This window comes from Arsukibacterium sp., from assembly GCF_018402695.1.
In the GTDB taxonomy this organism is placed as follows: Bacteria; Pseudomonadota; Gammaproteobacteria; order Enterobacterales; family Alteromonadaceae; genus Alishewanella.
On sequence record NZ_JAGYIM010000024.1, the window covers coordinates 26,448 to 52,727 of the forward strand.

Annotated in this window: 18 protein-coding genes and 1 pseudogene; 12 read left to right on the forward strand and 7 right to left on the reverse strand. The window is 50.5% G+C overall.

The annotated features are described in order from the left end of the window. Positions 1-125: 125 nt before the first annotated feature. Entirely contained in the window at positions 126-2,474 is a 2,349-nt protein-coding gene (locus KG631_RS16010) for a penicillin acylase family protein (protein WP_214000660.1), read from the reverse strand. A gap of 51 nt (positions 2,475-2,525) precedes the next feature. Here KG631_RS16010 and KG631_RS16015 point away from each other — a divergent pair, with 51 nt between their 5' ends. Continuing rightward, the gene (locus tag KG631_RS16015) at positions 2,526-3,176 is read left to right on the forward strand and encodes a cytochrome b/b6 domain-containing protein (protein ID WP_214000661.1); all 651 of its coding nucleotides are present in this window, start codon (positions 2,526-2,528) and stop codon (positions 3,174-3,176) included. A gap of 34 nt (positions 3,177-3,210) precedes the next feature. On the opposite strand, the gene KG631_RS16020 is transcribed toward KG631_RS16015, so the two are convergent. Next, positions 3,211-3,663, reverse strand: a complete 453-nt coding sequence (locus KG631_RS16020) for a cytochrome c (RefSeq protein WP_214000662.1) — start codon at positions 3,661-3,663, stop codon at positions 3,211-3,213. 1,270 nt (positions 3,664-4,933) lie between these two features. Here KG631_RS16020 and KG631_RS19305 point away from each other — a divergent pair. From KG631_RS19305 to KG631_RS16040, 4 genes and pseudogenes are all read left to right on the forward strand, one after another. Continuing rightward, positions 4,934-6,742: pseudogene (locus KG631_RS19305) on the forward strand (diguanylate cyclase); the annotation flags it as partial. Between the two features lie 45 nt (positions 6,743-6,787). Further along, complete coding sequence (locus tag KG631_RS16030; RefSeq protein WP_301003931.1) at positions 6,788-9,916, forward strand: amidohydrolase family protein; 3,129 nt, start codon at positions 6,788-6,790, stop codon at positions 9,914-9,916. A gap of 15 nt (positions 9,917-9,931) precedes the next feature. After that, complete coding sequence (locus KG631_RS16035; RefSeq protein WP_214000663.1) at positions 9,932-11,230, forward strand: amidohydrolase family protein; 1,299 nt, start codon at positions 9,932-9,934, stop codon at positions 11,228-11,230. A 204-nt stretch (positions 11,231-11,434) separates the two neighbouring features. Then, positions 11,435-13,099 carry a M28 family metallopeptidase gene (locus KG631_RS16040; RefSeq protein ID WP_214000664.1) on the forward strand — a complete coding sequence of 555 codons (1,665 nt, stop codon included), beginning with the start codon at positions 11,435-11,437 and terminating at the stop codon, positions 13,097-13,099. Between the two features lie 43 nt (positions 13,100-13,142). Here the strand turns inward: KG631_RS16040 and KG631_RS16045 are convergent, their stop codons facing one another. Together KG631_RS16045 and KG631_RS16050 are read right to left on the reverse strand one after the other, a co-directional pair. Next, entirely contained in the window at positions 13,143-13,940 is a 798-nt protein-coding gene (locus tag KG631_RS16045; RefSeq protein WP_214000665.1) for a response regulator, read from the reverse strand. Positions 13,941-13,981: 41 nt separating this feature from the next. Beyond that, positions 13,982-14,377, reverse strand: a complete 396-nt coding sequence (locus tag KG631_RS16050; RefSeq protein WP_214000666.1) for a translation initiation factor — start codon at positions 14,375-14,377, stop codon at positions 13,982-13,984. Positions 14,378-14,536: 159 nt separating this feature from the next. On the opposite strand from KG631_RS16050, the gene KG631_RS16055 reads away from it, so the two are divergent. Next, complete coding sequence (locus KG631_RS16055) at positions 14,537-15,214, forward strand: GAF domain-containing protein (protein WP_214000667.1); 678 nt, start codon at positions 14,537-14,539, stop codon at positions 15,212-15,214. A gap of 105 nt (positions 15,215-15,319) precedes the next feature. Further along, positions 15,320-16,516 carry an amino acid aminotransferase gene (locus KG631_RS16060; RefSeq protein ID WP_214000668.1) on the forward strand — a complete coding sequence of 399 codons (1,197 nt, stop codon included), beginning with the start codon at positions 15,320-15,322 and terminating at the stop codon, positions 16,514-16,516. A gap of 65 nt (positions 16,517-16,581) precedes the next feature. Here the strand turns inward: KG631_RS16060 and msrA are convergent, their stop codons facing one another. Beyond that, entirely contained in the window at positions 16,582-17,115 is a 534-nt protein-coding gene (gene msrA / locus KG631_RS16065; RefSeq protein ID WP_214000669.1) for a peptide-methionine (S)-S-oxide reductase MsrA, read from the reverse strand. Positions 17,116-17,232: 117 nt separating this feature from the next. Between msrA and KG631_RS16070 the strand changes: the two genes are divergently transcribed. Further along, positions 17,233-18,264, forward strand: a complete 1,032-nt coding sequence (locus tag KG631_RS16070; protein WP_214000670.1) for an NAD(P)-binding protein — start codon at positions 17,233-17,235, stop codon at positions 18,262-18,264. Continuing rightward, complete coding sequence (locus KG631_RS16075; RefSeq protein ID WP_214000671.1) at positions 18,257-18,997, forward strand: SDR family NAD(P)-dependent oxidoreductase; 741 nt, start codon at positions 18,257-18,259, stop codon at positions 18,995-18,997. Before KG631_RS16070 ends, KG631_RS16075 begins: the two co-directional genes overlap by 8 nt. 14 nt (positions 18,998-19,011) lie before the next feature. Here KG631_RS16075 and KG631_RS16080 read toward each other — a convergent pair whose 3' ends face one another. Together KG631_RS16080 and KG631_RS16085 are read right to left on the reverse strand one after the other, a co-directional pair. Next, a complete protein-coding gene (locus tag KG631_RS16080; RefSeq protein WP_214000672.1) occupies positions 19,012-22,137 on the reverse strand; it encodes an efflux RND transporter permease subunit in 3,126 nt (1,041 codons plus the stop codon). Beyond that, positions 22,137-23,195, reverse strand: a complete 1,059-nt coding sequence (locus KG631_RS16085) for an efflux RND transporter periplasmic adaptor subunit (RefSeq protein ID WP_214000673.1) — start codon at positions 23,193-23,195, stop codon at positions 22,137-22,139. The genes KG631_RS16080 and KG631_RS16085 overlap by 1 nt, the downstream gene beginning before the upstream one ends. A 196-nt stretch (positions 23,196-23,391) precedes the next feature. Between KG631_RS16085 and KG631_RS16090 the strand changes: the two genes are divergently transcribed. From KG631_RS16090 to KG631_RS16100, 3 genes are all read left to right on the forward strand, one after another. Continuing rightward, on the forward strand, positions 23,392-24,057 hold the full coding sequence (locus KG631_RS16090) for a DUF2982 domain-containing protein (protein ID WP_214000674.1): 666 nt from the start codon (positions 23,392-23,394) through the stop codon (positions 24,055-24,057). A gap of 57 nt (positions 24,058-24,114) precedes the next feature. After that, positions 24,115-24,450, forward strand: coding sequence for a hypothetical protein (locus KG631_RS16095; protein ID WP_214000675.1), 336 nt, complete (start codon positions 24,115-24,117; stop codon positions 24,448-24,450). A gap of 107 nt (positions 24,451-24,557) precedes the next feature. Further along, positions 24,558-26,216 (forward strand): FapA family protein, encoded by a 1,659-nt coding sequence (locus KG631_RS16100; RefSeq protein WP_214000676.1) that lies wholly within the window; start codon positions 24,558-24,560, stop codon positions 26,214-26,216. The last annotated feature ends 64 nt before the right edge of the window (positions 26,217-26,280 follow it).

The window sequence follows — 26,280 nt, forward strand, 5'->3', positions numbered from 1 at the left end:
AGGTTTCTTGCCATTTGTGCACGCACGGCCAGTTACCTCCCCTAAGGGGTGGTAAAGCTAAAAAAACCGAGAGCGCAATTAACTGTTTTCATCTACCGCACCATAATCCGTCTGGATGGCTAAAGTCAAGCGGCAGGCACTAACCTTAACTGATATTTTTTCGGCCCCGGTAAAAAGGGCAGTGCTACTTCATTTAACCAGTATTGATGATCCGCCCGGTAAAATGGTGACAGGGGATGACCTGACTGGCCTGCCGGGATAGTAAGAATACCATCCTGCTCCTGGCCAGGTGCTACAACCATGCGTTGTGACTGGCCGAAAGACGGTAGCTGTACCCGGGGCATATGGCGATCGCCGGCAAACTCAGACGCCGGCATATTCAGCCAGTCACCAATCAGCGGAATTGCACCGCTAAGCGGATGGCGGATTTTAGCCTGATTCTGTTGGCCCCAGCGACTGTCTTGCAGGCTGCCATGTTGCTGCTCCAGTTGTTGTTTACTGTCAAGTACCGCCTTTACCAGTAACTGCGACCAGTCAGAAAATCCTGCCGGCAGGGTGTCTGTCCGGCGAGCCTGCAGCATGGCCCAGGCTGGCGTTTCCAGCGGGTATTTTAAATAAGCGCTGCGACTGCCTTGCTGTTCGAGCAGAGCAGACAAGGGTTCAAACATAAGTTCAATCACCCGTTGGCGAAATTGCTGGACCAGGGTATAGCCAATATCATCGCTGGCGGCATAGCGACCACTCTGGCTTAACAATAAACGGTATTCAGTTAGCTGATGTTTGGCGGTAATATCGGGTGTCAGCACCTCCAGCAGCAGTTGCTGCCAGCGACTTAAAAACAGCGCGCGGTTATCTAATTGGATCTGGTGCAGTGCCTGCTCATCCAACTGGCCCTGACTAAGCAGACTATTGCGTATTTGCTGGCCGCGGGCACCCAAATCATAGCCGCCGTTACCCAGCAACCGATAAGCGTCGCCACCCACGCTGCGGGCATTGGCGGTCCACAACACACCAGCCTCCGGATTATAGACCCGCGGGTACTGCTCTGCGCTAAGGTTTGCTGACCAGAAATTACTGCCATCGCTCCAGTCCTGGGCGGTATCCCAGTCGTTTAATTGTCGCCCGGGCAGAGGCCCCAATGGGGTCCAGCCAATATTGCCATCTTTATCGGCCACCAACAGATTCTGGGTTGGAATGCCGGTAATGGCGCCCAGCGCTAATGCTTGCTCTGTGCTTTTACTGGTTTCTAACTTAAGCAAATTAAAGTTTACTGCATTAGGATCATACGCCACCCAGCGTAAGGCAAATGTATGGTCGCCATAATTGATAAACGGCCCCCACTGCGTTTCCTGCAACTGTAGCGAGTAATCTTCAGCACCTTTAATTTTAATCGTCTCATAGTAATTTTGCAGCGGTTGCCAGCCTTGCTCACTCAGATAAGCTTTACCATCCTCAGACAGTTGCAGTTTAATTAAATCGTGCCAGTCTGCGGTGCTGTTGGTAAAGCCCCAGGCAATGTGGCCATTGCTGCCAACTACAATTGCCGGTGCGCCAGCCAGGCTTAGGCCCGTTACCTGTTGCCAGTCGTTATTTTCCCGCCAGTTCAGTTGCACTTTATACCAAGTACCGGGTGCTCTGATGGTTAAATGCATATCGTTGGCTACGATTGCTTTGCCATGGCTGGTCAACCGGCCCATTACCGCCATATTATTACTGCCCAAATCCGCACTGTCTTTCGGGGTACATTCTTTACAAGTACCGGCAGTGCGTAATACCTCCGGATAGGGAGCATCAGGCAGGCTTACCGGCGTCACTTCTGAGTTATCAATTGCCGCCTGCCAGTCGCTGCTGTGCTGTTGCAGAAACTTAAACCAGGGCTCTGGTATCGCCTGGCGTAATACCGTCATGGCATATTCATCCCGGCCCAATTTACCCTGCAATTCCAGATACATATTATAAATAACCAGAATAGAATCGGTTTCCTGCCATAAGACAGGGTCTGTTCCGAGTAAGGTGTATTCAAAAGGGGCAGTGCCAAGCGACGCCAGGCCATCATTAACGCCGCGGCTGTACGCACTGAGAACTTGTAAGTCTGCCGCAGCAAATGCTCCCAGAGTGTTTACCGCGCGCTCAGCGAAGCGGTGACGACGCCGTTCAATATCGGTGGCCAGCGCCCGTTCACCAAATAACTCGGCAAGGGTGCCAGCAGCGTTACGCCTGGCCAGGTCCATCTGAAAAAAACGCTCCTGAGCGTGCGCAAACCCCATACCATAAGCTGCATCATTACGGTCGGCGGCGGTAATGCTCAGATAACCCAGAGCATCGCGGTCAAGATTAACCGGATTGGCCACGGCCGCCGGGTACTCGCCCTGATACTGCGGTAAACTGAGCCTTAACCAGAAATAACCGCTAACAGCTACCCCAAAAACAATTACTATGGTTGTCAGCAGCAGCCATTTAATTCCTTTCATCATCTTGATCCGCTATCATAAAATCAAAAAGTTAGCATAGCAGGAGCACTCCAGATGGCGCAAAGAATAAAAGTATGGGATGGCGCAGTACGGTTTTTCCACTGGGCTATGGTTTTGCTGGTAGCCGGACTTTGGTTCAGTGGCTCTGAGGGTTATATTGTCGTGCATCAAATACTGGCTTATTGCCTGGCGTCGTTACTGATTGCCCGGATAATTTGGGGAATTTGGGGTAGCGAGACCGCCAGGTTCAGCCAGTTTGCCGCCAGTCCGCAAGCTGCTATTAAATACCTGGGCAATGCGCGGCCGGTAGTGGGCCATAATCCGGCGTCTTCTTATATGATATTTACCCTGATGACGTTGTTGTTGCTGCAGATAATCAGCGGCCTGGCCACCTTTGATAATAGCTATATGAGCGATGGCCCTTTGGTGGCATTGTTGCCGGCCAGTTGGGTTGATCTGGCATCTGCCATCCATAAGCTTAATATTGATATTATTCTGATTTTGGTCACGGTACATATTGGCTTTGCGCTGTGGCATAGCTGGCGCCATGATAATGTCATTAAAACCATGGTTACCGGCACCGCAAAGTTAAACAATGTGCCCCAGCCTGTAATGCAGGCCAGTTGGCGTTTTTTTGTCATGCTGGCAGTGTTTTTGCTTATCCTGTATTACTGGCAGGGCAGGATGTTACTGGCGCTGCTGTAACTACAGCGCCACAACGATGTTATTGTCTGCAGTTCTACTCTTTATAATTGTCGTGGCAGGCTTTGCAGTTGCGGGCAAAGTTGCCAAACGCCTTGCGCAATTCATTTTTGTCGCCGGTGGTCGCGGCAGCTTGTAAGCTGCTGGCATCGGCGGCCAGCTTCTCGCCACGTTTTAGAAAATCATCCAGGTTTTTCCAGATGTCAGCTTTAGCATCGCCTCCTCCCTGCTCGGTGCCGGCAACCTGAAAGGCTTCCCAGGGTAAGGTGGTAACCAAAACTAACGCGTCTGCCCGTTTTTGAACCCTGGCCGCGTCATAAGGCACCTCACCTTTTATCATCTCATTGATATCCGCCATATTATGCCGGATAAGCTGAAAGGCAGCCTGGCGGTACTTTACCGCATCCTTGGCATCGGTAAAGGCAGTTGCCGCCATTAAAGGCGCGGAAATAATCAGGGCAGCAAGGCCGGCAAACAGGGCTTTTTTCATTTGTTCATTCTCTTTTGTTGGTTTTGCATGCAATAATGATAAGGTAATTACAATAGCACTCGGCTAAAGTCTGTTGTACCAGACTGAATTTATTATAACAATAGCAAGGTCCCGTCATTGAAGGATGTAAACACTAAACCAACAGGGATGAACTCGCTGGGTCTTAAATTCTCAGTTGTTGTGTTTATTGCTATAACTTTGGCAGGGTTGGTGTTTGCTTACGCAGTACTATGGCTACAAGAGCAAGCCCTGTCAGAGCAACAATTGGCTGCAGTGCAACGAACGGCCAAAAATTATGCGCGCCAGTTAAACACTCAACTGGATGACAAAGAAGAAGCGGCGATATTAGCCAGTCAGGTAATAGGTCGTTATTTAACTGAGCAACGCCGTGCTGCTGGCAATATACCCCGGCCAGATCGCGATAATATGGTGCGACAGCAGGACAGTTTCTCCGCTGCAGCTATTCCTGCTGCAAACCTTAACACCAATACTTCTTTGTTATTCAGCCACAGTCAGCTGTTGTGGCAACAATTATCGCCATTGATGTTGCAGCAGTTCTCGGCGTTTTATTTTGTCAGTGCACATCAATTTGTCAGAGTTGCCCCGGCCGACTTATTACAACAATTTAGTCCACAACATGATTTAACTGCTGACTTATTTTATCAGGAAGCCATCCCTGAAAATAACCCCGCGAAATTACCGCGTTGGACACCGGTTTATTATCATCCTATCTGGCAAGAGTGGGTTATCAGCATTTTGGTGCCCGTTTACGTTAAAGAGCAGTTTATCGGGGTAAGTGTTGCAGACCTGGAATTAAGTGAACTGACCGGCAATATCAGCAATATTGGTTACTGGAGTCGTCATACTCAAACTCTGCTGTTTGATGCAGCTGGTCAGGCAGTTACTTCACCGGGCGACATAAACATCAGCCCGGTCGCAGGAAATACACTTTATCCGGGAGAGCCAATAACCCAACCTGCGCTACGTGAACATATCAGGCAAACATTGCAGCCGTCGCTGCCGGCAGACGTAAGTGCAGACCACAAGTATTTGTTTGCAGCGGCCCCGTTGAAACATCTGAACTGGCACGCAGCAGTGTACGTCGACAAAGCAGAGGTGATGGCTACCCTCAAGCAATTCCGCGGTCATGTGGTTGTCATTTTTATTGCGGTAGCCGTCGCGCTGGCTGCCTTGCTGCATTTAATAAGTTATCAGTTTGTATTAAAACGCTTAAACCGGTTATCCGGGGCCGTGGTTAAGCTGAGCCGTGGTGATATCCAGCAAGTAAGTTTAGATAACAAGAAAGATGAAATTGGTGTGTTAAACCGGGCCTTTACCGGTATGTCTGCTGAGATTGCCCAACTGGTAACGGGGCTGAATGCCCGGATAGCAGAAAAAGAACAAGCAGAGCGGGCCGCCCGTAAGCTAAGTAAAGCCGTATCGTTCTCCAGTTCAGGTATTCTGCTGACTGACCCACACCTGAATATCGAGTATCTCAACCCCTTTCTGACCGATTTGCTCGGGTGTGATGAGCGAAGTGTAGTGGATCAGCCACTTAACATGCTGCTGGCAGATGAAATGGAGCAGCTCAGCGCTGAGATAACGCAGACATTGCATGAGCGCCAGCACTGGCGGGGCGATATTTTACTGCAGCACCAAAAGCTGCCCGCCAGACAATTCTGGGTATCGCTGGCAATTGCCCCTATCCGGGACGAGATCGGCACGTTACTGAATTACGTCTGCGCTATGCAGGATATTTCTTTTATTAAGCAAAGCCAGAAGCAAATGGAGCATCTGGCTTATTACGACATTCTAACCGGGCTGGCCAACCGGAGTTATTTCCGGGATCAGCTGCGTAAAGCCATTGCCATGGCGCATCGTGGCTATTACAATTTTGCGCTGTTGTATTTTGACTTAGATGAGTTTAAACGGATCAACGACACCCTTGGTCACGATGCCGGGGATGAGCTGTTAAAAGAAGTCGCCAGACGGTTAACGTCGCGCTTGCGCGAGGAAGATACCATAGCGCGGCTGGGTGGCGATGAATTCGCGGTTATTCTCAGCGGTATAAAGAGACCGTCAGCAGGCATCAACCATTGCCGCTAATTTGCAACAGGCGTTTCATGAGCCGGTTAAACTGGGGCACCATGATGTTGCTATCAGTGCCAGTATTGGTATTACCGTAGCGCCGGAAGATGCTTCAGAAGAAGAACTGCTGTTAAAGCATGCTGATTTGGCGATGTATGAAGCCAAGGCTCGCGGTAAAAATACCTTCCACTTTTTCAGTCAGGATTTAAATGATGCAGCCAACGAGCGGCTGCAAATTGAAAATCAGCTTCGTGAAGCCATTCGTGAAAATCAGTTCTTACTGTATTTTCAACCCAAAGTGGATATTCGCACCGAAATCATTACCGGCTACGAAACCCTGATCCGCTGGCTGCGCCCGGATAATACCCTGGTGCCACCAGCTAAGTTTATCCCGGTAGCGGAAAGTACCGGTCTGATTGTGCAGATTGGCGAGTGGATAATCTGGGAGGCCTGCCGTTTTCTGGCCCGCCAGCAGAGCAGGGGCTATGACGTGACCTTGTCAATCAACTTATCAGTGCGTCAGTTTAATGATCAGGACTTGCCGTTAATTGTCGAGCGGATATTAAAACGAACCGGGGTAAAACCGCGGGCGGTGATCTTTGAAATTACCGAAAGTATGCTGATGGGCGATACCGATGCGGCTATTAACCAGTTAAATCAGTTAAAACGTCTCGGCGTGTCTTTATCTATTGATGACTTTGGTACAGGCTATTCATCACTGAGTTATTTAAAACGCTTTCCGGTTGATGAACTGAAAATAGACCGTTCTTTCGTTAAAGATATACCTCAGGATCGCAACGACATGGATATTGTCGCCGCGATTATCGCCATGGCCCAGAAAATGAATCTGCGCGTTGTCGCTGAAGGCGTGGAAACCGCCCAGCAAGTGGAATTCCTGCGCAATAATGGTTGCTTTGAAGTGCAGGGCTATTTTTACAGCATGCCGTTGGCCGAACAGGAGCTTAGCCAGCTTAATTACACAGTTAACACCTAAATATAATTAATACCTAAAATACAATAAAATCAGGAAACGTTTATGACACCAGCTCGCCTGTCCATGTTCAGCATGGCTCTGCTTGGTGCTTTTTGCACAGGTAGTATTGCCGACCAGACTTCACCGCAATTAGGGATCCGCGATAAAACGCCGAACCGGGTTGCTTTAATCAACGCCACCGTAGTCTCTGAGCCAGGGAAAACCCTGCCATCAGCCATGGTGTTAATTCGTGACGGTAAAATTGAAAACGTCACTAGTAACATTCAGGTTCCTGACGGCTATCAGACCATCGATTTAACGGGGTATCACCTGTATCCGGGTTTTATTGACCCATACAGCCAGTACGGTGTGCCTGAGGCCGGTAAAACAGAAGGGTTCCGCTTTGGTGGAAAACCAGTTTATGACAATGAACGGGTGGGTGGCAATGCTGCTAATGGCGCGATTCACGCGCAGCAGCGCTGGGCAGATCTGTTTAAACCCGATGCAAAAGCAGCCGATGAACTGCTGCAACAAGGCTTTACCGTGGTGCAGGCTGCACGCCATGACGGTATTTTCCGGGGAACTGGTTTTGTGGCCTCATTAGATCAGGGTCTGCCAAACGACCTGATCCTGAAAGCTGAAAGCCAGCAATTTATGTCATTCAGTAAAGGCAGCTCTAAACAAAGCTATCCGTCATCGCTGATGGGCAGTATTGCGCTTATTCGCCAGACCTTTGCCGATGCCAACTGGTACCAGGCGGCCCATAGCAAAGACGACTTCCGCTTCGTCAGCGGCGGGGTTGAGTACAATGCCGCCCTGGCCAGTGTAGCTGGCGCCTCGCAACGTGGGGTGCTGTTTGACACCAGCGACGAGCGGGCTTTACTGCGGGCAGATAAATTACTGGCCGAGTTTAATATTAGTAACGCGGCTATTCTGGGCTCGGGCCATGAATATAATCGGCTGGCCGATGTAAAAGCCAGTGGCCGGACTCTGGTGTTGCCACTTAATTTTCCAGCGGCACCGGAAGTGACTCTACCGGATCAACATATCGATGTCAGCCTGGCCGATCTGCGCCATTGGGAGCGGGCGGCGGCTAACCCGGCGGCGCTGGCTGAGGCAGGGGTGCGTTTTGCCCTGACCAGCCATGGCCTGAAGAAAAAAGAAGACTTCTTACCCAACCTGCGTACCGCTGTTAAACATGGCCTGAGCCAGCAACAGGCGTTGGCAGCATTAACCACTGTGCCCGCCAACATGCTGGGCCTGGATCAGCAGCTGGGTAAAATTGCCAGTGGTTATCAGGCCGATATCGTGGTCAGCCGGGGTGATCTGTTCGCTGACGGTGAAATTGTCGCCAGCTGGTTACGAGGCAAGCTGCGTGAGTTTACGCCCCTTGCCGCCCCGCAGTTTGCCGGCAATTATCAGTTGGATGTGGCAGGCAACAATTTTGAATTAAGCCTCAGCGGCCATGCCCCGAAAGTTAAGGGCGAGCTTAAACTGGCTGAACAGAAAGTAGAACTGAAACATCTGGTGGTACAGGGCCAGAATCTGCAATTCAGTGCACCGCTTGAAAAGTTAACCGGTACAACTGAAGTTGCCCAGTTCAGCGGCACGTTGCGGGGGAGCTCGCTCGCCGGCCGCTGGCAACAAGCTGATGGCAGCCAGTTGGCCGTAAGCGCCGAACGGACTGCCGCGCCGGCGGCTAAGCCTGAAGCGGAAAAAGGCCCTGCGCCGATGGTGTCGAAGCTGACCTATCCAAACCGGGCATTTGGTCGGGAAAACTTGCCTCAGCAGCAAAATCTGCATATTAAAAATGCCACCCTGTGGACAGCAACCGAGCAAGGGGTATTAGCAAACACCGATATTATTGTCCGTGATGGCAAAATAAGCCGGATTGGTCAGCAGCTTAGCACGCCGCGGGGTTACACCGTAATTGATGGTAAGGATCTGCATGTGACGCCCGGCATTATTGATGAGCACTCACATATTGCCACCGAGCAGGGCGTTAATGAAGGCAGCCACGCTAACACTGCTGAAGTTCACATCGGTGATGTGGTTAACCCGGATGATATTAATATTTACCGTGGTTTAGCGGGTGGCGTTACCACAGTACAATTGCTGCACGGCAGTGCCAACCCCATCGGTGGCCAGGCCCAGATTATCAGCCTGCGTTGGGGCGAGTCGGCTGAAGGTATGAAGTTTGCCGGTGCCCCGGGCAGCATTAAGTTTGCTTTGGGTGAAAACGTTAAACAAGCAAACTGGGGTAGCGAGTTTACCAGCCGCTATCCGCAAAGCCGGATTGGGGTCGATACCTTTATCCGTGACAACTTCCAGGCGGCAAAAGAGTATCAGGCCAGCTGGCAGGCATACAACAAGCTGTCGAAGCGGCAGCAGGGTAAAGTGCAGGCGCCACGGCGTGATTATCAGTTAGACACGCTGGTCGAAATTATCGAAGGTAAACGGCATATCCATACGCACTCTTATGTGGCGTCAGAAATTTTAATGCTGATTGAAGTAGCGGAAGAAATGGGCTTTAACATTCAGACCTTTACCCATATTTTGGAAGGTTACAAAGTTGCCAGCGAAATGCAGAAACATGGTGCCAGCGTATCGACTTTTGCCGACTGGTGGGGCTTTAAAATGGAAGTGAATGATGCTATCCCCACTAACACGTGTCTGATGCACGAACAGGGGCTGTTAGTTAGTGTTAACTCTGATGATCCGGGCCTGCTGCGCCGGTTAAATCAGGAAGCGGCTAAATCACCGATGTACTGTGGTATGGACGAACATGACGCCTTGAAAATGGTGACCATCAACCCGGCTAAACAGCTGAAAATTGATGACAAAGTGGGCTCGCTGGCCGAGGGTAAGCAAGCTGATTTAGTGTTATGGGACGGCCATCCGTTGTCGGTATATGCTCAGGTTCAGCAAACCTGGATTGCCGGTGCACGTTATTTTGACCGCAGTGAAGATCTGGCGCTGCGCTCTGCTCAGGATGCTGAAAAACAGCAGCTGATCCAAAAAGTGCTGACTGCAGGTGATTCTGCCCGCAATGGCGTTGCCAATGGTTATAAGCAGGACGATCCGGTATGGCATTGTGAGGACAATGCTGACTGGTTACAACTGCGCTTCGGCCAGCATAGCGACCATGCCGGCCATGCGCATACCAGCAACCATCAGTATCTGCAGCATTAGGGAGTAGCATAAGCGATGAAAATTTTAAGCAAAATTGTCATGCTGGCAACAGTACTGACTACAGCTTCGGTAGCGGCAGTAAATCCGGTACCGGGTAATAAACAACAACAGCCTCTGTTGTTGCAAAATGCCACTGTGCACAGCGTAAGTTCAGCGCCAACCCAGCAGGATGTGTTACTGGTCGACGGCAAAATAGCGGCAGTGGGCACAAATTTGACCGTGCCTGCTGATGCGCAGCAGCTGGATTTGAGCGGTAAGCATCTGTACCCGGGGTTAATTGCCCTGATTAACCAGCTGGGTTTAATTGAGGTTGAGGCCGTGCGGGCTACCCGTGATGATCGGGAAACCAGCTCGACTAATCCGGATTTACAGGTGCAGGTTGCTTATAACGCCGACTCTGTGGTGATCCCGACGATTCGCAGTAATGGCTTCAGTCACAGCCTGATTTATCCTGATGGCGCGATGTTAACCGGCCGTTCGGCGTTAATGCAACTGGACGCCTGGAACTGGCAGGATGCGACGGTGCAGTCGAATGTCGGGCTACATGTTAGCTGGCCGCGAATGAGTATCCAAAATGGCTGGTGGGTGCGGGACAGTGCTGAGAAACAGCGGGAAAACCAGCAAAAGCAATTAGCTGAGTTGCATCAGTACTTTGAGCAGGCTCATGCCTATTATCTGGCTGAACAAGCCGGATTAAACAGCGGTAAAGATTCGCGCTGGCATGCGATGCTGGAGTTTTTTAACGGTGAGTTACCGCTGTTTGTGCATGCCGACGACCCGCGGCAAATTCGTCAGGCCATGCTGTTGGCCGAGAAATATCAGGTGCGGTTAGTGATAGTCGGTGGCCGCGACAGCTGGCGCTTAGCGGATGAATTGGCTAAAGCGAAGGTTGATGTCATTTACACCGCACCCTATGGCTTGCCGACCCGTGGTGATGAAGCTTACGATCAGGCATTCTCGGTACCTGGCCAGCTGCGGCAGGCCGGTGTCCGGATTGCCCTGTCATTAGACGGCTTCTGGGATACCCGCAATCTGGTATTTGCCGCCGGCCATGTTACCCGTTACGGCCTGAGCAGCGAAGATGCGTTGCGCGCTCTGACTCTGGATGCTGCGGCCATTGCCGGCGTTTCTGACCGGTTGGGCAGCATTGAGGTGGGTAAAAGTGCCAGTTTAGTGGTGTCGGATGGCGATATTTTTGATTATCGCGGCCATAAAATTGAACACTTATGGATTGATGGCCGTAAAGTTGATTTGAATAATCATCATAAGCAGCTGCACGAGCGGTTTAAGCAGCGTTATAACAACGCAGAGTAAACACACAAATAATATTTAGTAATAAAAAGTATTTGTTAGCGTTATAACTGTACTTGAAGGTGAGAGCAGGTTTGCTCTAAGCCGACCGTTGAAGCCCTGGCCGGGCGGAAACGAGCCCCCAGGGATGGGTTTACGGCGTGTCGGCGTGGGCAAACCTGTTTGAACCGGCTTCCTAACCTCACTGGTACTTTTTTCGGAGAATCCATGTTGTATAAATTAACCAGCGGCGTCACTTTGGCGCTGTTACTAAGCGCCTGCTCTGTTGGCAATCAACCTGAGCAACCACTTAGCGCCCGCCCGGCAGCTATTGAAGCCCACCTGCAGTTTTTAGCCAGTGACGAGCTGGAAGGGCGTGATACCGGCAGCCGTGGCCATCAAATTGCTTCTAATTACATCGCCAGCCAGTTTCAGGCACTGGGTTTAGCACCAGCGGGGGACAACAACAGTTATTTCCAGCAGGTACCGCTGCGCTCAGCCCGGCTGCAACAGGAAAGCGTCAAACTAAGCTTTCAACGTGGGGATGACATCCTGCAGCTAAGCTACCCGCAGCAGTTTTTCAGCGGTGCTTCGGTTAACCAGACTGAGGTTGCGGTTACCGCACCTTTGGTATTTGTCAGTTATGGTTTGGTGTCAGAAGAGTTTGCTTTAGATGATTACGCCGGGCTTGATGTTAAGGGCAAGATTGTCGTGCAACTGGCAGGCTTGCCAGCATCACTGCCAAGCGAAGAGCGGGCCTATTTGGGCAGTATTAAAGGCAAATTGGCGGCCGAGCGCGGGGCCATCGGCGTTATTACTATTCATACACCACAGCAGGAAAAAACCCGGCCCTATGCCAACAGCCTGCTTTATCTTAATACGCCACGCTTAGCCTGGCTGAATGCTGACGGCGAGCCCGGTAATGGCAATAGTAATTTGCAAGCGGGGGCTTACTTGCATTCTGATGCTGCTGTCAGCTTATTTGAGCAGGAACAACAAAGCCTGGCAGATATTTTCAGCATGCTGGAGGCTAACCAGCACCCACGAGGCTTTGAGTTAAGCAGCGAAGCCAGTTTAAGCGCAAGCAGTACCCATCAGCAAATCAGCAGCCCCAATGTGATTGCCATGCTTGAAGGCAGCGATCCGGAACTGCGGGACGAGTATGTCGTGATCACCGCCCACTCCGATCACATTGGCTTTAGTAACGACCTTCGCTCAGACGATAAAATCAACAATGGTGCTATGGATAATGCCGCCGGGATGGCTATTTTGCTGGAAACGGCAAGAATGTTCAGTGAGCTGACGGTAAAGCCAAAGCGTTCAATACTGTTTGTGGTGGTTACCGCTGAAGAGAAAGGGTTACTTGGCGCCGATTATTTTGCTCAAAACCCAACCCGGCCGCTACAGAGTCTGGTCGCAAATGTTAATTTAGATATGCCGGTATTGTTGTATCCGTTTGCCGACTTAATTGCCTTTGGTGCTAATCACTCCACCCTGGGAGACGTGGTCGCTAACGCAGCCGCTAAAGAAGGCATTGCCCTAAGCGGCGACCCAATGCCGGAGCAGGCAATTTTTACCCGCTCAGATCATTTTACCCTGGTTAAACAAGGGGTGCCGGCAGTGTTCTTAATGACCGGTTTTACCTCAAAAGATCCAAAGCAGGACGGGGCGAAAATCTGGGGCAGCTTCTTTGCTAAGCATTATCATAAACCGTCAGATGATATTGCCAGCTTAAGTAAAGAATATGGGCCAATCCGCTATGATGCCGGCGCGGTGTTTGCTGATATTAATTTTAATATCGCTGTGGATATCGCTAATACCCCGCAGCGGCCGTTGTGGAAGGCAGACAGCTTTTTTAATAAGGTTTTTGGTAAAGACTATAACCGGGAATAGTGAACGTAACACCCGGCCAGCACGCTGGCCGGGTGTTACTGGCTTACTGCTCCAGTAATTTATAAAGTAATGCTTTTACCAGCTCAGGTTCAAACGGTTTATCGCACATGGCGTTCACACCAGACTGGGCAATGTTGCTTAAATGGGTGTCGTTGGCTTCGCTGGTGACCATGAGTACCGGAATATGTGATTGCTGGCTGTTCTCGCGGATATACTGAGTTAACTCGCGGCCATTTACGTCCGGCATATTGTAGTCGGTTACCACCAAGTCAAACATTTGCTGTTGTAAAATTTCAATGGCCTGCCGGCCATTTTCAGCGTCGGTCAGGTGCTTAATACCCAGGTTGCTTAATACCCGTTTGATATGATTGCGCGCCAGCCTGCTGTCGTCTACCACCAGCACTCTGATGTCATGGACATCAAATAATGATAGCTCCAGCTCGCTGGGACTTAATAAATCGATGGCGGCGTTTAACGCCTTCCCTAAGTGTGCGGTAGTAAAAGGCTTGGGTAGAATAGCCACTACACCGGATTGCTTAAACTCCTCCAACATCGCTTTACGGGTTTCACTCGACACCAGCATAAACGGAATTTCCGCCAGCTTTGGGTTTTGCTTAATTTTATGCAGCAGATCGAGCGCCGTACCATCAGCAAAATGCAACGCACAGGCAATTAAATCAGGTTGGTGATTACTTAGCTGTAAATAAGCGGCATCAACAGAATTGGCCTCGCTGATATGTTGCACCTGCTCCTGCTTCAGCCGTTGACTGATAATTTTCCGCTGCGTATCAGATGGCTCTACCAGTAAGATATGCAGATCGGCTGGTGATAATTGTTGCATGGTAATTCCTTTAGCTGGCGACGAAGCCAACAACTGCTGACTTAACCACCAGCCCATTTAACGTTAAAACCGAGCTGGTTTAAATACTGCTCAATCAGTTGTCGTTTATCGGCCTGAATTTCAATAATGCCATCTTTTACCGCGCCGCCACAGGCGCACTTTTTCTTTAAGGCTGCACAAATTTCAGTCAGTTCGGTTACCGGTTTTGCGATACCACTAATGGTCAGTACAGTTTTACCGCCGCGGCCTTTCTTTTCCCGGCGCAGCCGTATTGCGCCATCCGGATAAGCAGTACCGCCAGTGTCAACCGGTTTGGGTTGTACCACTTTGCCCTGATCGGTGCTGTATACGAGATTATCGCTGCTTTCATTTTCAGGGCTGCTGGTACTGCGGCCTAGCTGTTGCTGCCAGTCGGCGAGGGAGATTTTCTGAGCCATAACTTCTATTAAAACTATTACGGGTTGCTTGCCATTAGTGCCAGCTTACCGAGCTGCTGGCATAGCAGCAAGTTTTTCTCAGGCTGACTTGGCTTTTTAAACACTTCTGCTAAAATAGCCCGTCTTTTAGAAATCTGGATGGCTATAGCCCGGTGACGTATGCAGGCATTTGAATATTTACAACGAAGTGGGTTGCTGGACGAGTATGGCGATATCAGTGCAGAAATTGAGCGGGTCAGACAAGCGTTAACTGACTATCTGCAAACAGCAAGCGGCGAGGTGCACTGGCAATTTCAGGTGCCGGAGCTGGGCGAGGGCGGTGCGTGCAGTTTATTTGGTCAGCTGGCGGCCGAACCGTATTCGTTACTGCCAATTTTAGGGGGGCAAACTGCGGCCAACCAAACTGCGTTGAGCAAACTGAGCGCTATTACCGATTATTACCAGGAGAATAGTGGCCAGGACTGGTTTGGGATCTATCAGGCCCGGTCTAACCCGGCTGGTGAGCCGGTGCTGGTCAAGCTGGCTTATTACGGTGCGCCGTCGCGGCCAGAGTTTCCGCTTAATAGCGAATTTGCCAAAATCAGTAACAACAGTACCGTTGGTTTGTCCGGCCGGGCCCGGGTGATTAACAGTGTGCCAGACTATTTAGCGGCAGGCGGTGAGTATTATACCTGCGATCCTAAGGTACAGGCTGAAGCGTGTTTGCCTCTGTTTGACCAATCAGGCAAAATAGCCGGTATTGTCGATGCGGAGCATTTTCAGCAAGCCATTTTTACGCCTGCAGCGATGGCGTTATTGGTAGCCGTATGTCTGGTCGTGCCAAAATATTTACCCTAAGTACGTTAACCTAAGTAAGTTATCCTAATAACTTACACTGACAAGTTACTATGCAAGTAAGCGAGCCGCTTACTTTTATTGAACATTTTAACCAGGTAGAGCCTTATGTTTTCTCAGTTACAAACGGTTGCCACTGACCCTATTCTGGGCCTGATGGCCGAATATAAAGCAGATCCTAACCCGAACAAGGTAGATTTAGGGGTTGGCGTGTATAAAGATGAACAGGGCCATACCGCGGTACTTAAATGTGTCAAACAAGCCGAGGCACTGCGCCTGCAACAGGAAGACAGCAAGACCTATATTGGTATGGCAGGGGATCTTAATTTTAATGCGCATATTGAAAAACTGGCGTTTGGCGCGGCGCATCAGGTGTTACTGGCTAACCGGGTGACCACCGCGCATACCCCTGGTGGCACGGGGGCCCTGCGGGTGGCGGCCGAGTTTATTAAAAGAGCGAACCCCAACGCCACTATCTGGGTTACCACGCCAACCTGGGCAAATCATATTTCTTTATTTCAGGCAGCTGGTTTAAACGTTAAAGAATACGCTTATTACGACTACATCACGAAAGGCCTGCAGACCGAGCAAATGTTTGCTGATCTGAATAAGATCCCGGCCGGTGATGTGGTGCTGGTACATGCCTGCTGTCATAACCCCAGTGGTATGGATTTAAATTTTGAACAATGGCAACATTTTACTGCTATTGCTAAAGAGCGTGGTTTTACGCCGTTAGTGGATATGGCTTATCAGGGCTTTGGTGCCGGGCTGGATGAAGATGCGGCCGGGCTGCGTTTTCTGGCTGACAACGTGCCAGAGTTGTTGCTGTGCAGCTCGTGTTCAAAGAATTTTGGTTTGTACCGGGAACGGATTGGTGCCGTTAGTATCGTGGCGACAGACAGCAAGGTCGCTGAAGTGGCACGGGTTAATTTGTTAAGCGTGGTACGCAGTATTTACTCGATGCCACCGGCTCATGGTGCAATTATTGTCAGTCATATTCTCGATAGTAAAGAGCTGACTGCATTATGGCATCAGGAACTGGCCGAAATGCGCAACCGGATCAATGATTACCGTCAGCTGATTATTGATAAATTAGCGGCAGAAGGGGTAACGGATGATTTCAGCTTTATTACCCGCCAGCATGGTATGTTCAGCTTCCTGGGGATCACTAAAACACAAATCGACCGCTTAAAAGCCGAATTCAGTATCTATATGGTCGGCTCAAGCCGGGTAAGTATAGCCGGCTTGAACCACAGCAATATCGATTACTTTGCCAGATCAGTAGCCACTGTACTGAAAGGCTGAGCTGAACTAATCAGCCTGCAAATACTACAGAACCGCCATTCTTAAAATGAGGGGGGGCGGTTTTTTTATTTCATCAGGCTGCTGAAAAGCCCACGGAATTTAGCCATTTTCGGGGCAATTATAAACTGACAGTAACCTTGCTGCGGGTTTTGCAAAAAATAGCCCTGATGATAATCTTCTGCCGGATAAAAAGTGACGGCGGGGCTCAGTTCTGTCACGATTGGCTGGTCAAAAAACTGCTCTGAGGTTAGTTCACGGATAAGTTCCCGGGCAATGTTTGCTTGTTGCTCGCTATGGAAAAACACCACAGAGCGATATTGGGTGCCAACATCATTGCCCTGGCGGTTGAGCTGAGTAGGGTCATGCAACGCAAAAAATACCTGGCATAGCTGCTTAAAACTAATTTGCTCAGGGTTAAACCGCACCTGTACCACTTCCGCATGGCCGGTAGTGCCGGTGCAGATACTGCGATAATCAGGATTAACAGTGTGGCCGCCCATGTAGCCGCTAAGAGCTTGTTCTACCCCCTTAAGCTGATTAAGCGCCGACTCCAGACACCAGAAGCATCCGGCACCAAAGGTTGCAATGTCGTTACTCATTTATATTCCGCCCTTTTCAGTAGGTGTGGTCGCACGTTTGCGGGTTATGTTACAGATCGAATCGCTAAAGCATAACGTACCAAACAACCTGATGGTTTGCTAATCAAGGATGCTTTTATGACAGTGGCAGTAATTGGGGCGGGAATGGCAGGGGCCGCCGCGGCCAACACCCTGACCATGGCCGGGATCCAGGTAGAGATATTTGACAAAGGTCGGGCGCCCGGCGGCAGAATGAGCTCCAAGCGCAGTGGCCAGAGTTATCTTGATTTAGGTGCCCAGTATTTTACCGCCCGAAGTGCCGCGTTCGTGCAGCAGGTTGAGCAATGGCTGGCGGCAGGGGTAGTGAGGCGTTGGCCGGCAGATTGCTATCAATATCAGTCTGGCCGCTTATCAGAATCAGTCGATGATACCTGGCGTTATATTGGCTGCCCGGCAATGCAGGCACCGGTAAAAGCCCTGTTGGACAAAAAGCCTGTGCATCTGGACTGTCGGATCAGCCGGCTGCGTTATCTGCAAGAAAGCTCCCTTACTGAAGCCGCTGGCTGGTACTTATTTGACCAGCATAACACCAGTTTCGGCCCATATCAGGCCCTGATAACAACGTTGCCGCCGGTGCAGTTACAGACTCTGCTGGCAACGGGATCTCACCCCGGTGAACCCGCGTATGGTGACATATATGGGCTGATATCACAGTTGCAGCCTCAGGTTTTGTTGCCGTGCTGGGCAGTAAATATGCAGTTGGCTGCACCGTTACAAACCCGTGCTGACGCGGTGTTTGTTAAAGACGGCAATATCAGCTGGCTGGCCCGGCAAAATAGTAAGCCAGGACGGGCCAATAGCTCTGACAACTGGCTGGTTCATTTTAGTCCGCAATGCTCTGCCTTGCACTTGCAGGCAGAGCCGGTACAGCTGACAGCGCTTGCCAAAGCCGAAATGGAATTGATATTTCAGCAGACAATTTCAGTTAGTAGCGCCCTTACTCATCGCTGGCTTTATGCCCAGATAAACCCGGCCGTTACTCAGGTTAAAGTCGATTACAACCAGGGGATGAAGCTGGCGGTCGCCGGCGACTGGCTGTTAGGTGGCAGAGTAGAGAATGCCTGGTTAAGCGGCGTAACAGCAGCAAAAGAGGTACTAGCTGATGTCTGAACAAATTTTGATTATTGGCGCCGGCAGTGGCATTGGTCAGGGCCTGGTACAGCATTATTTACAACAAGGTGATCAGGTACAGGCGATTAGCCGCGGCGCCTGCCCGCCAGCACTGGCAACAACCGCACTAAACTGGCTGCAACTGACAGAGGCTGACGTCGCTAGCAAAGAGGATGCGCAGGAGAGCGCAATTAACAGCGTAGTGACTGAAGCCGTTGCCGCCCGACCTGACATCGTTTTTATTTGTCAGGGCTGGTTGCATGATAACCAGTATGGTCCGGAGAAAACCCTGCGCCAGTTAACCGCTGCACAAATGCAGAAAAGTTTCGCGATCAATGTAGTGCAGCCGGCGTTGTATTTAAAAGCCCTGTTTGGCTATCTGACCCGCCAGCAGCAGGTAAAAGTATTGGTGCTAAGTGCTAAAGTGGGCAGCATTACTGATAATCAGCTGGGCGGCTGGTACAGCTACCGGGCCAGTAAAGCTGCCATTAATATGCTGGTGAAAACCAGCAGTATTGAACTGGGCCGCTACAACAAAACGGCTACGCTGGTCAGTTTGCATCCCGGCACTACTGACACGGCATTATCGGCACCATTTCAGGCCAATATTCCGACCGGGCAACTGCAATCAACAGCAGCTACTGCCAAACGACTGGCTATGGTAGCTGCAAATTTAACTTCAGAGCACAGCGGGCAACTGCTGAACTGGGATGGCACCGTTTTGCCTTTTTAGGTTAGTAACAGTAGTTATTTAGGCACTACCTCATCGGCGGCATGCTCGTCTGGTGCTTGCCGCTCCAGACGCTCCAGTTCTTTGCTAAGTGCTTTCGGCGAGCCGGTATTACGGGCTATAGCAATATAGGTTACCGGCACCACATACAGGGTCAGTAGCGTGGCCAGTGCCACCCCGCAGAAGATCACCATCCCTATGACCATCCGGCTTTCTGAGCCCGGTCCGGTAGCAATAATCAGCGGTAAACTGCTCATAATAGTGGTAAAGCATGTCATGGTAATCGGCCGCAACCGCTGAATCGCTGCCCGGCGTACGGCATCTTCAAAGGCCACCCCGGCATCGCGTAACTGATTGGCAAATTCGACAATCAGAATCCCGTTTTTCGCTACCAGGCCTATTAACATTACCAGGCCAATCTGGCTATAGATGTTTAACGACATATCAAAGAAATACAAGCCGGACAGTGCTCCTACCAGCCCGAGCGGTACGGTGATCATAATGACCAGTGGGTGAATAAAGCTTTCGAACTGCGCCGCCAGCACCAGATAAGTAATGACCAGTGCCAGCATAAAGACTAACAAAGTTGACTCACCACTTTCCTGAAACAGTTGTGATTCACCTTTGTAATCGATACCGACTGTGTCCTGAATTTCTGTCTGGACGATGGTTTCCAGGTACTCAAGCGCTTCACCAAGACTATAACCCGGCGCCAGACTGGCAGAGATGGTAATTGAGCGCATCCGGTTATAACGGTTTAACGCCGCTGCAGTTGCCTCTTCGCGCAGGGTGACCAGGTTATCCAGCGGAATCAACTGGCCGGTACTGTCAGAGCGGATAAACACGTCTTTAATGGTGCCTGGTGCCTGGAAATCGTCATCCCAGCCTTCCAGAATAACGTCATATTCGCGACCGCGGTCTAAGAAGGTGGTCACCCGTCTGCCCCCCAGCATAGCTTCCAGTGCCCGGCCAATAGCACCAACCGAGATCCCCAGATCGCCGGCCCGTTCGGTATTAATTTCTACTAATACCTGCGGTACGGTTTCTTTGTAGTCATGATCCAGCATCAGCAGATTAGGGTTCTCGCTGGCTTTATTAATAACAGTATCCCGCCAGCGAGCCAGTTCTTCATAGGTGTTGCCCTGTAACACAAACTGGACCGGCCGGCTGCCACCACCACCACCACCGAGGCCACTGCGCATAAAGGTGAACGCGCGGACATCAGGCAGTTCGTTTATTTTTGCTGCCACTTCCGGCATCAATTCGGCGGTGCGCCTTTTGCCATTACGCCAGTTTTCTGCTCCCACTATGGCAATGCCGCCACTACCGCCCCAGCCGGGTACCCGGATTAACAAGCGGTTAAATTCACCGTCTTCATAGTAGGGCATCAGAATATCTTCAATCAGTCGCATATTGCGGCTGTTACTCTGATAACTGGCGCCTTCAGCGGGGGTCATCGAAATAAAGAAGGTACCGCGGTCTTCTGATGGCGCCAGTTCAGACGGCAGCATTTTCACCAGCTGATAGCTGGCAGCAAAACAAAGCACTACCACAACTAACACCGGCCAACGGGTTTGAGTTACGACATTCAGTTGTTTACGGTAGCCATTTTCGAGCTTGGCAAAGCCACTATGCAACGCCTGGCCAAGTTTTGACTCCCGTTTACGATGCTGTAATAGTTTGCTGCATAACATCGGTGACAGGGTCAGGGCGGTAACGCTGGAAAATGCTACGGCGGCAGCGATAGCCAGGGCGAATTCGGTAAATAATTTACCGAGCTGTCCCTGCATAAATACCAGTGGTACAAATACGGATATCAACACCAGTGTGGTGGCAATTACCGCAAAGCCAACTTCCCTTGCACCACGATAGGCTGCCAGTAACGGCGCCTCACCGGTCTCAATCCGCCGGTAAATATTTTCCAGTACTACAATAGAATCATCTACCACCAGACCGATGGCCAGTACCATCGCCAGCAGGGTCAGCAGGTTGATGGAAAAGTCGAGCGCAAACAATACTGTTACTGCAGCGACCAGCGCTACGGGTACTGTGATTGCCGGAATAAAGGTTGCTCTGATGTTGCCCAGAAACAGAAAGATAACCAACACCACCATGCCCATGGCAATACCCAGGGTGTTGTACACTTCTTTAATGGATTCGGCGATAAACAGTGACGAGTCGTAGCCGGGTTCAATGGTAGTACCCTGAGGCAACTGCGCTTTAATCCGCTCCATTTCTGCCCGGGCGCTCCTCACCACTTCCAGGGTATTGGCTTTGGACTGTTTAATAATGCCGATACCCAACAGGTTTTTACCGTCACCGCGGAATTCACTTTCCTCATTTTCTGAGGTCAGCATCACATCAGCGATTTCGCCAAGCCGCACCAGATAGTTGTTTTCACCCCGTTTAATCACCAGCCGCCGGAAATCCTGCTCCGTTTTGTAAGTACGGATAACCCGTACAGTGAAATCACGATCAAAGGACTTAATATTGCCCGCGGGTAACTCAACGTTCTCGTTGCGCAACACACTTTCAATGTCCTGGACCGTCACACCACGGGCGGCCATGGCATCACGATCCAGCCAGACCCGCATTGCATAATCGCGCGAGCCGCCTAACTGGATCCGGGCCACACCATCAACCACGGAGAAGCGCTCAACAATATAACGGTTGGCGTAATCGGTCAGCTCCAGGGTCGTCATGTTTTCGCTGTTCAGTACAAACCAGGCAATGGTATCTTCGTCAGCATTGGCTTTAGAGACTTCAGGCGGGTCCGCCTGATCGGGCAGATTATTTAACGCCCTTGACACCCGGTCCCGTACGTCGTTGGCTGCCGAGTCGATGTCACGTTCCACATTAAACTCGATGGTTATGCTGGAACGGCCATTGCGGCTGTTAGAGTTGATGCTTTTAATGCCTTCAACGCCACTGATCCGGTCTTCCAGTAGCTGGGTTATTTTAGTCTCAACAATTTCCGCTGATGCACCGGGGTAGTTAGTGTTAATACTGACGATGGGCGAGTCGATATCCGGAAACTCCCGCAGCGGCAGCATGGTAAAACAGACGATACCAAACACCACCAGCAGCAAGTTAACAACGGTGGCAAATACCGGCCGTTTTACCGATAAATCTGATAATAGCATTATCGTACTCCGACTCGGTTAATAACCAGGCCAGGGCGTAGCTTCTGTATACCTTCGACCACTATCTCTTCACCTTCTTCCAGCCCAGAGCTAACCTCTACCCAGCCCGGAATACGCTGGCCCACTTCAATCTCGCGCTGGCTCACCGTATTGTCGCTATCAACCACAAACACAAACTGTTTATTTTGCTGGGGAATTAATGCCCGCTCTGAAATTTGTAGCGCGGGCACGTTAGCCAGCTCCACTTTCACTTTAAGCAGCATGCCAGGGCGCAGGCGCAAATCGCTGTTGTCCAGGGTGGCATGCACTCTGATGGAGCGTGTTACCGGGTCGAGCCGGGTATCAATGGCACTGACCTCGCCCTGAAAATCGACATTGCCGTAGGCAACGTTGCTAACATTTACCGGCATACCACGTTTAATTTCAGCCAGATAATGTTCAGCGACGCTAAATTCCACCTTCAGGGTATTCAAATCGTCCAGGGTCGTCAGCACCGAGCCGGCATTGACATAAGCACCCTGGCTGACCTGACGCAGGCCGAGGTAGCCATCAAAAGGGGCTCGGATAGTCAGGTCATTCAATTGCGCTTTGGCAATATCCAGTTGTGCCAGTGTGGTGTTTACCCGGGTTTGCTGCTCATCCAGTAATGACTGCGCAGTAGCCTGCGTCGTCGCCAGATTCTCCAGCCGATCCAGCTGGCGCTGCTGATCAGTCAGTACCGCCGACAATTCTGCCACTCTGGCCAGTTGCTGGACATTATTAAGGCGGGCGATAACGTCGCCGGCTTTGACCTGCTTACCTTCCTGAATATTCAGCTCAATTATGAAGTCACTGGCGGGGGCAACAATTTGCACTGAGTTATTCGCCAGGCCGCTACCTAATGAGGTGATTTGCCGGATCATCGGTTTCATAGCGACTTTAGCTGTACTGACGGCGACTGGCGCACCAGCACCTCTGCCCGAGGTTGGTCCTTGTTGCTGTTGCCAGTACAGGTAGCCCAGGAATACCGCCAAGGCTATTAAAATGACCCAGATTAGACGAGAATGAATTTTTGTCACAATGACTCCGCATACCGCATAATAATACTTTGTGTGTATTGTATGGTTTTAATGGTGAAACAGATGATCTGTTATCGCAATCACGGCGGCGTTGGTCGTATTCCGACGCCTTTTCTGCTGATCCAGTATAACAGCTGCCGCTGTACTGCTAGGCATAAGACGAAAACAATAGGGCAAACAGACAAGAGGTGAACAGATGGAACCGATTTTAGTCAGCCAGACCAGTCATCAGGGCGGGGCCCGCCTGCTGTTGTCCGGCGCTGGCGCACTGCTGGGACTGGTGCTGTTTACTGTGCTGTTTGCCGGGCAGTTTAATTTGTGGCTGGCACTTGCCTATATTGCCGCTGTAATGGCGATATTTCTGGGGTTCGCCAAACTGGCCGAGCCAAGGCACTTTCTCAAGTGTGACGAGCAGGGCGTGCACTACCATCACCGCTATGGCAGTTGGCTGTTACCCTGGAGCAGCTTTATGTATTGTGCTGTACCGCAGCTGGAACAGCAGGACCTGTCGTTTATCGGCTTTAAAGTGACAAATTATGATGCCGTGCTGCAACCTCTGAGGTTACGGCTGGCTGTGCGGCTGATGACGGAACAGCGACCGTTATTTATATCGGCGGTGAAGCAAGGCTGCACAACCGGCCAGTGTGCCAGCGAATTGCTGGCCGAAAAGGACACCTTTGCTACCGAAAACCAGCAATACACTGGCATAAAAGCCGTTTTTGGCCAACGAATGCAGCGGCTGGCGCAAGCGAGCGGCTTCGACTTATTTGTACCAAGCTCGCTTAGCGCAGAACAAACTACTGCGTTATGCCAGCAAATTAATAAAGCCCGCTTACAAATAATACAGAATACAGCGACCTAGACACACCGCTGACTGTGTATCATAATAAGCCAAACCTCTTTTCTGGCAGGATGGTGCATGAACAGCTACGATAAAGCATTTCTGGTTAGCGGGCGTAATACCCTGATCCATAAAAATAAAAAATTAGATTTAATCGTGATTAATGATGATAACGATCCGCCACTGATCATCACTCGCCATGGTGTAAAAATGTTTCAGGAGGCAGTGCCGACCAACAAGGTCGAGGCAAAAGAGCGCTATATGGAAATTGTTGATATTTCCAGCACTGAAGTATTTGGCGAAACCAAAACCCTGCTATTTGTGCAGGCGCTGAACAACAAAGAGTATAAGGTTGACTACAGCAAGAAAGGGACAGATTTGTTTATCCGGATCCATCAGGACAATTATATTTAGTTTTTTTCGCTTCTAGGGCCCTGAAATGCAGTAAGGGCTTGCCTTTCTGCCTGATATTTGCTTCATTAAGCATAATACTTTTGTCGTAGTTCAAGCAGACAATCTACATGCAATTTTCTGAGCACAATAAAACAATAAAAATAACGGTGCCGGTCTCGTTAACGGCTATCAGTGCCGCCGAAATTCAGCAGCAAATCAATAATCATGGCTATGAGCGTTGTCTGGTTCTGCAGGATCAGCTAACGAATCTGCTGGTCGAATATCAACAGATTCAGCAAAAAATTAAAGAAAATGTTCTGGCAGAAAATAGTAAAGAATTAAGTTACCGGATTGCGGAAAAGCGGGACGCAGAGCTGACCTTTGACATCAGTGAAGACAAAATGATGGCAACAGCCATTATTACCGCTGCCTGGGGGGGGGCGCCTGTCTCAGCCAACGATCTTGTTAAAAGTGCCCAGGCAAACGGTATTGTATTTGGCTTTAGTAAAGAACAGATAATCAAACTGGTTTCTTATGCGGCAAAAGCAGACCCTGGCAGCAAGGTAAAGCTGCTGATCGCCCGCGGCCGGGCCATGGTACCGGGCGCCAATTCCCGGTTCGAACCTTTACTGGCAGAAATGGAAAGTCGCCGGAACCGCCCCGTAGTCAAAACCGATGAAAAAGCTGATCTGCGTGATTTCGGGGTTATTCCGGCCATCAGAGCCGGTGAAGCCATTATGCGGCGTCACCCGCCCACTGCAGGCGTTGCCGGCATGTTGGTCAGCGGTGAGATGATCCCGGCAACGCCTGGCCTGCAATTAGAATGGCAATTAGGGGAAGGGGTTGAACTGGCGCCAGCCGACGGCGATTTGTTATTAGCGGCTCGGGATGGCTTACCGCGGGTTATTGAAGCCGGGGCTACGGTTGATGAGGTTTTTACCGTTAAAAATGTTGATTTAGCGACCGGCCATATCGTATTTCGTGGCTCAGTCGTGGTAAATGGTAGTGTGACAGAAGGCATGAAGGTGGTTGCGGGTGGCAATGTCTTTGTCAAAGGCATGGTTGAAGGCACCCTGATTGAAGCCGGGGGCGATATCACTATTAATGGTTCAGTTATTGGTCATCAGCTGGCGCAGGCGGATCATCATAGTGAATACAGTACTGAGCTCAAAGCGGTGGGTGATATTCAATGTAACCTGGCCCAGTACAGCCGGATCAGCTGCGGCGGCAACCTGTATGTCGCTAAGCAACTGATGCATTGTGCGGTAGAGGCGGCGATAGTTTATGCTGGCCCGGAAGATAACCCCAACGGTAAGTTAGTAGGGGGGTATTTTTATCTGGATCAGGGCCTGTTTTGTGGCAATCTTGGTGCCCCTTCCAGTAGCGCCGTATTAGTCAAACTAAACCGGCAACTAGACCCTATAGTTGAAAAACAAGAAGTGCTGCGAGCCAGCGTTGCGGCAGAGCGCACAGAAATGGAAGACTTGCGCCAGCAGTTGGAAAAACTGAAAAAAATTGAAGGTAACGCCCAGATAGAAATGCGGCGCTATGAACTGGTGGCTAAATTTGAAGAGCAAAAAGAGCTGGCGGTATCGCTTATTAACGATATTAAAATTCTGGAAGCACAACGCCAGGAAAAGCTGGCAGAGCTTTTAATCGTGGTGCGCCAGCAGCTGTTTTCGGCAGTAGAAATTCATTTTGGTAAAGAGCTGGTTAAAAGCCGGCGTGAATATGGTCCGTCCAAAGTGGTATTGGTTGACGGTCATCCCTCCATTGAGCCGCTGTAAGCAACCGCTGTAAATAGCAATACGCGACAAGCTGTCTCTGCCGTGCGGCATAAGACAGTGCCAT

Coding starts and splice junctions, on each gene's coding strand:
- KG631_RS16055 (WP_214000667.1), top strand. CDS start 14,537: ATGCAGGCATTTGAATATTTACAACGAAGTGGGTTGCTGGACGAGTAT.
- KG631_RS16010 (WP_214000660.1), bottom strand. CDS start 2,474: ATGATGAAAGGAATTAAATGGCTGCTGCTGACAACCATAGTAATTGTT.
- KG631_RS16020 (WP_214000662.1), bottom strand. CDS start 3,663: ATGAAAAAAGCCCTGTTTGCCGGCCTTGCTGCCCTGATTATTTCCGCG.
- KG631_RS16040 (WP_214000664.1), top strand. CDS start 11,435: ATGTTGTATAAATTAACCAGCGGCGTCACTTTGGCGCTGTTACTAAGC.
- KG631_RS16070 (WP_214000670.1), top strand. CDS start 17,233: ATGACAGTGGCAGTAATTGGGGCGGGAATGGCAGGGGCCGCCGCGGCC.
- KG631_RS16075 (WP_214000671.1), top strand. CDS start 18,257: ATGTCTGAACAAATTTTGATTATTGGCGCCGGCAGTGGCATTGGTCAG.
- KG631_RS16015 (WP_214000661.1), top strand. CDS start 2,526: ATGGCGCAAAGAATAAAAGTATGGGATGGCGCAGTACGGTTTTTCCAC.
- KG631_RS16035 (WP_214000663.1), top strand. CDS start 9,932: ATGAAAATTTTAAGCAAAATTGTCATGCTGGCAACAGTACTGACTACA.
- msrA (WP_214000669.1), bottom strand. CDS start 17,115: ATGAGTAACGACATTGCAACCTTTGGTGCCGGATGCTTCTGGTGTCTG.
- KG631_RS16090 (WP_214000674.1), top strand. CDS start 23,392: ATGGAACCGATTTTAGTCAGCCAGACCAGTCATCAGGGCGGGGCCCGC.
- KG631_RS16050 (WP_214000666.1), bottom strand. CDS start 14,377: ATGGCTCAGAAAATCTCCCTCGCCGACTGGCAGCAACAGCTAGGCCGC.
- KG631_RS16100 (WP_214000676.1), top strand. CDS start 24,558: ATGCAATTTTCTGAGCACAATAAAACAATAAAAATAACGGTGCCGGTC.
- KG631_RS16080 (WP_214000672.1), bottom strand. CDS start 22,137: ATGCTATTATCAGATTTATCGGTAAAACGGCCGGTATTTGCCACCGTT.
- KG631_RS16045 (WP_214000665.1), bottom strand. CDS start 13,940: ATGCAACAATTATCACCAGCCGATCTGCATATCTTACTGGTAGAGCCA.
- KG631_RS16030 (WP_301003931.1), top strand. CDS start 6,788: ATGACACCAGCTCGCCTGTCCATGTTCAGCATGGCTCTGCTTGGTGCT.
- KG631_RS16095 (WP_214000675.1), top strand. CDS start 24,115: ATGAACAGCTACGATAAAGCATTTCTGGTTAGCGGGCGTAATACCCTG.
- KG631_RS16060 (WP_214000668.1), top strand. CDS start 15,320: ATGTTTTCTCAGTTACAAACGGTTGCCACTGACCCTATTCTGGGCCTG.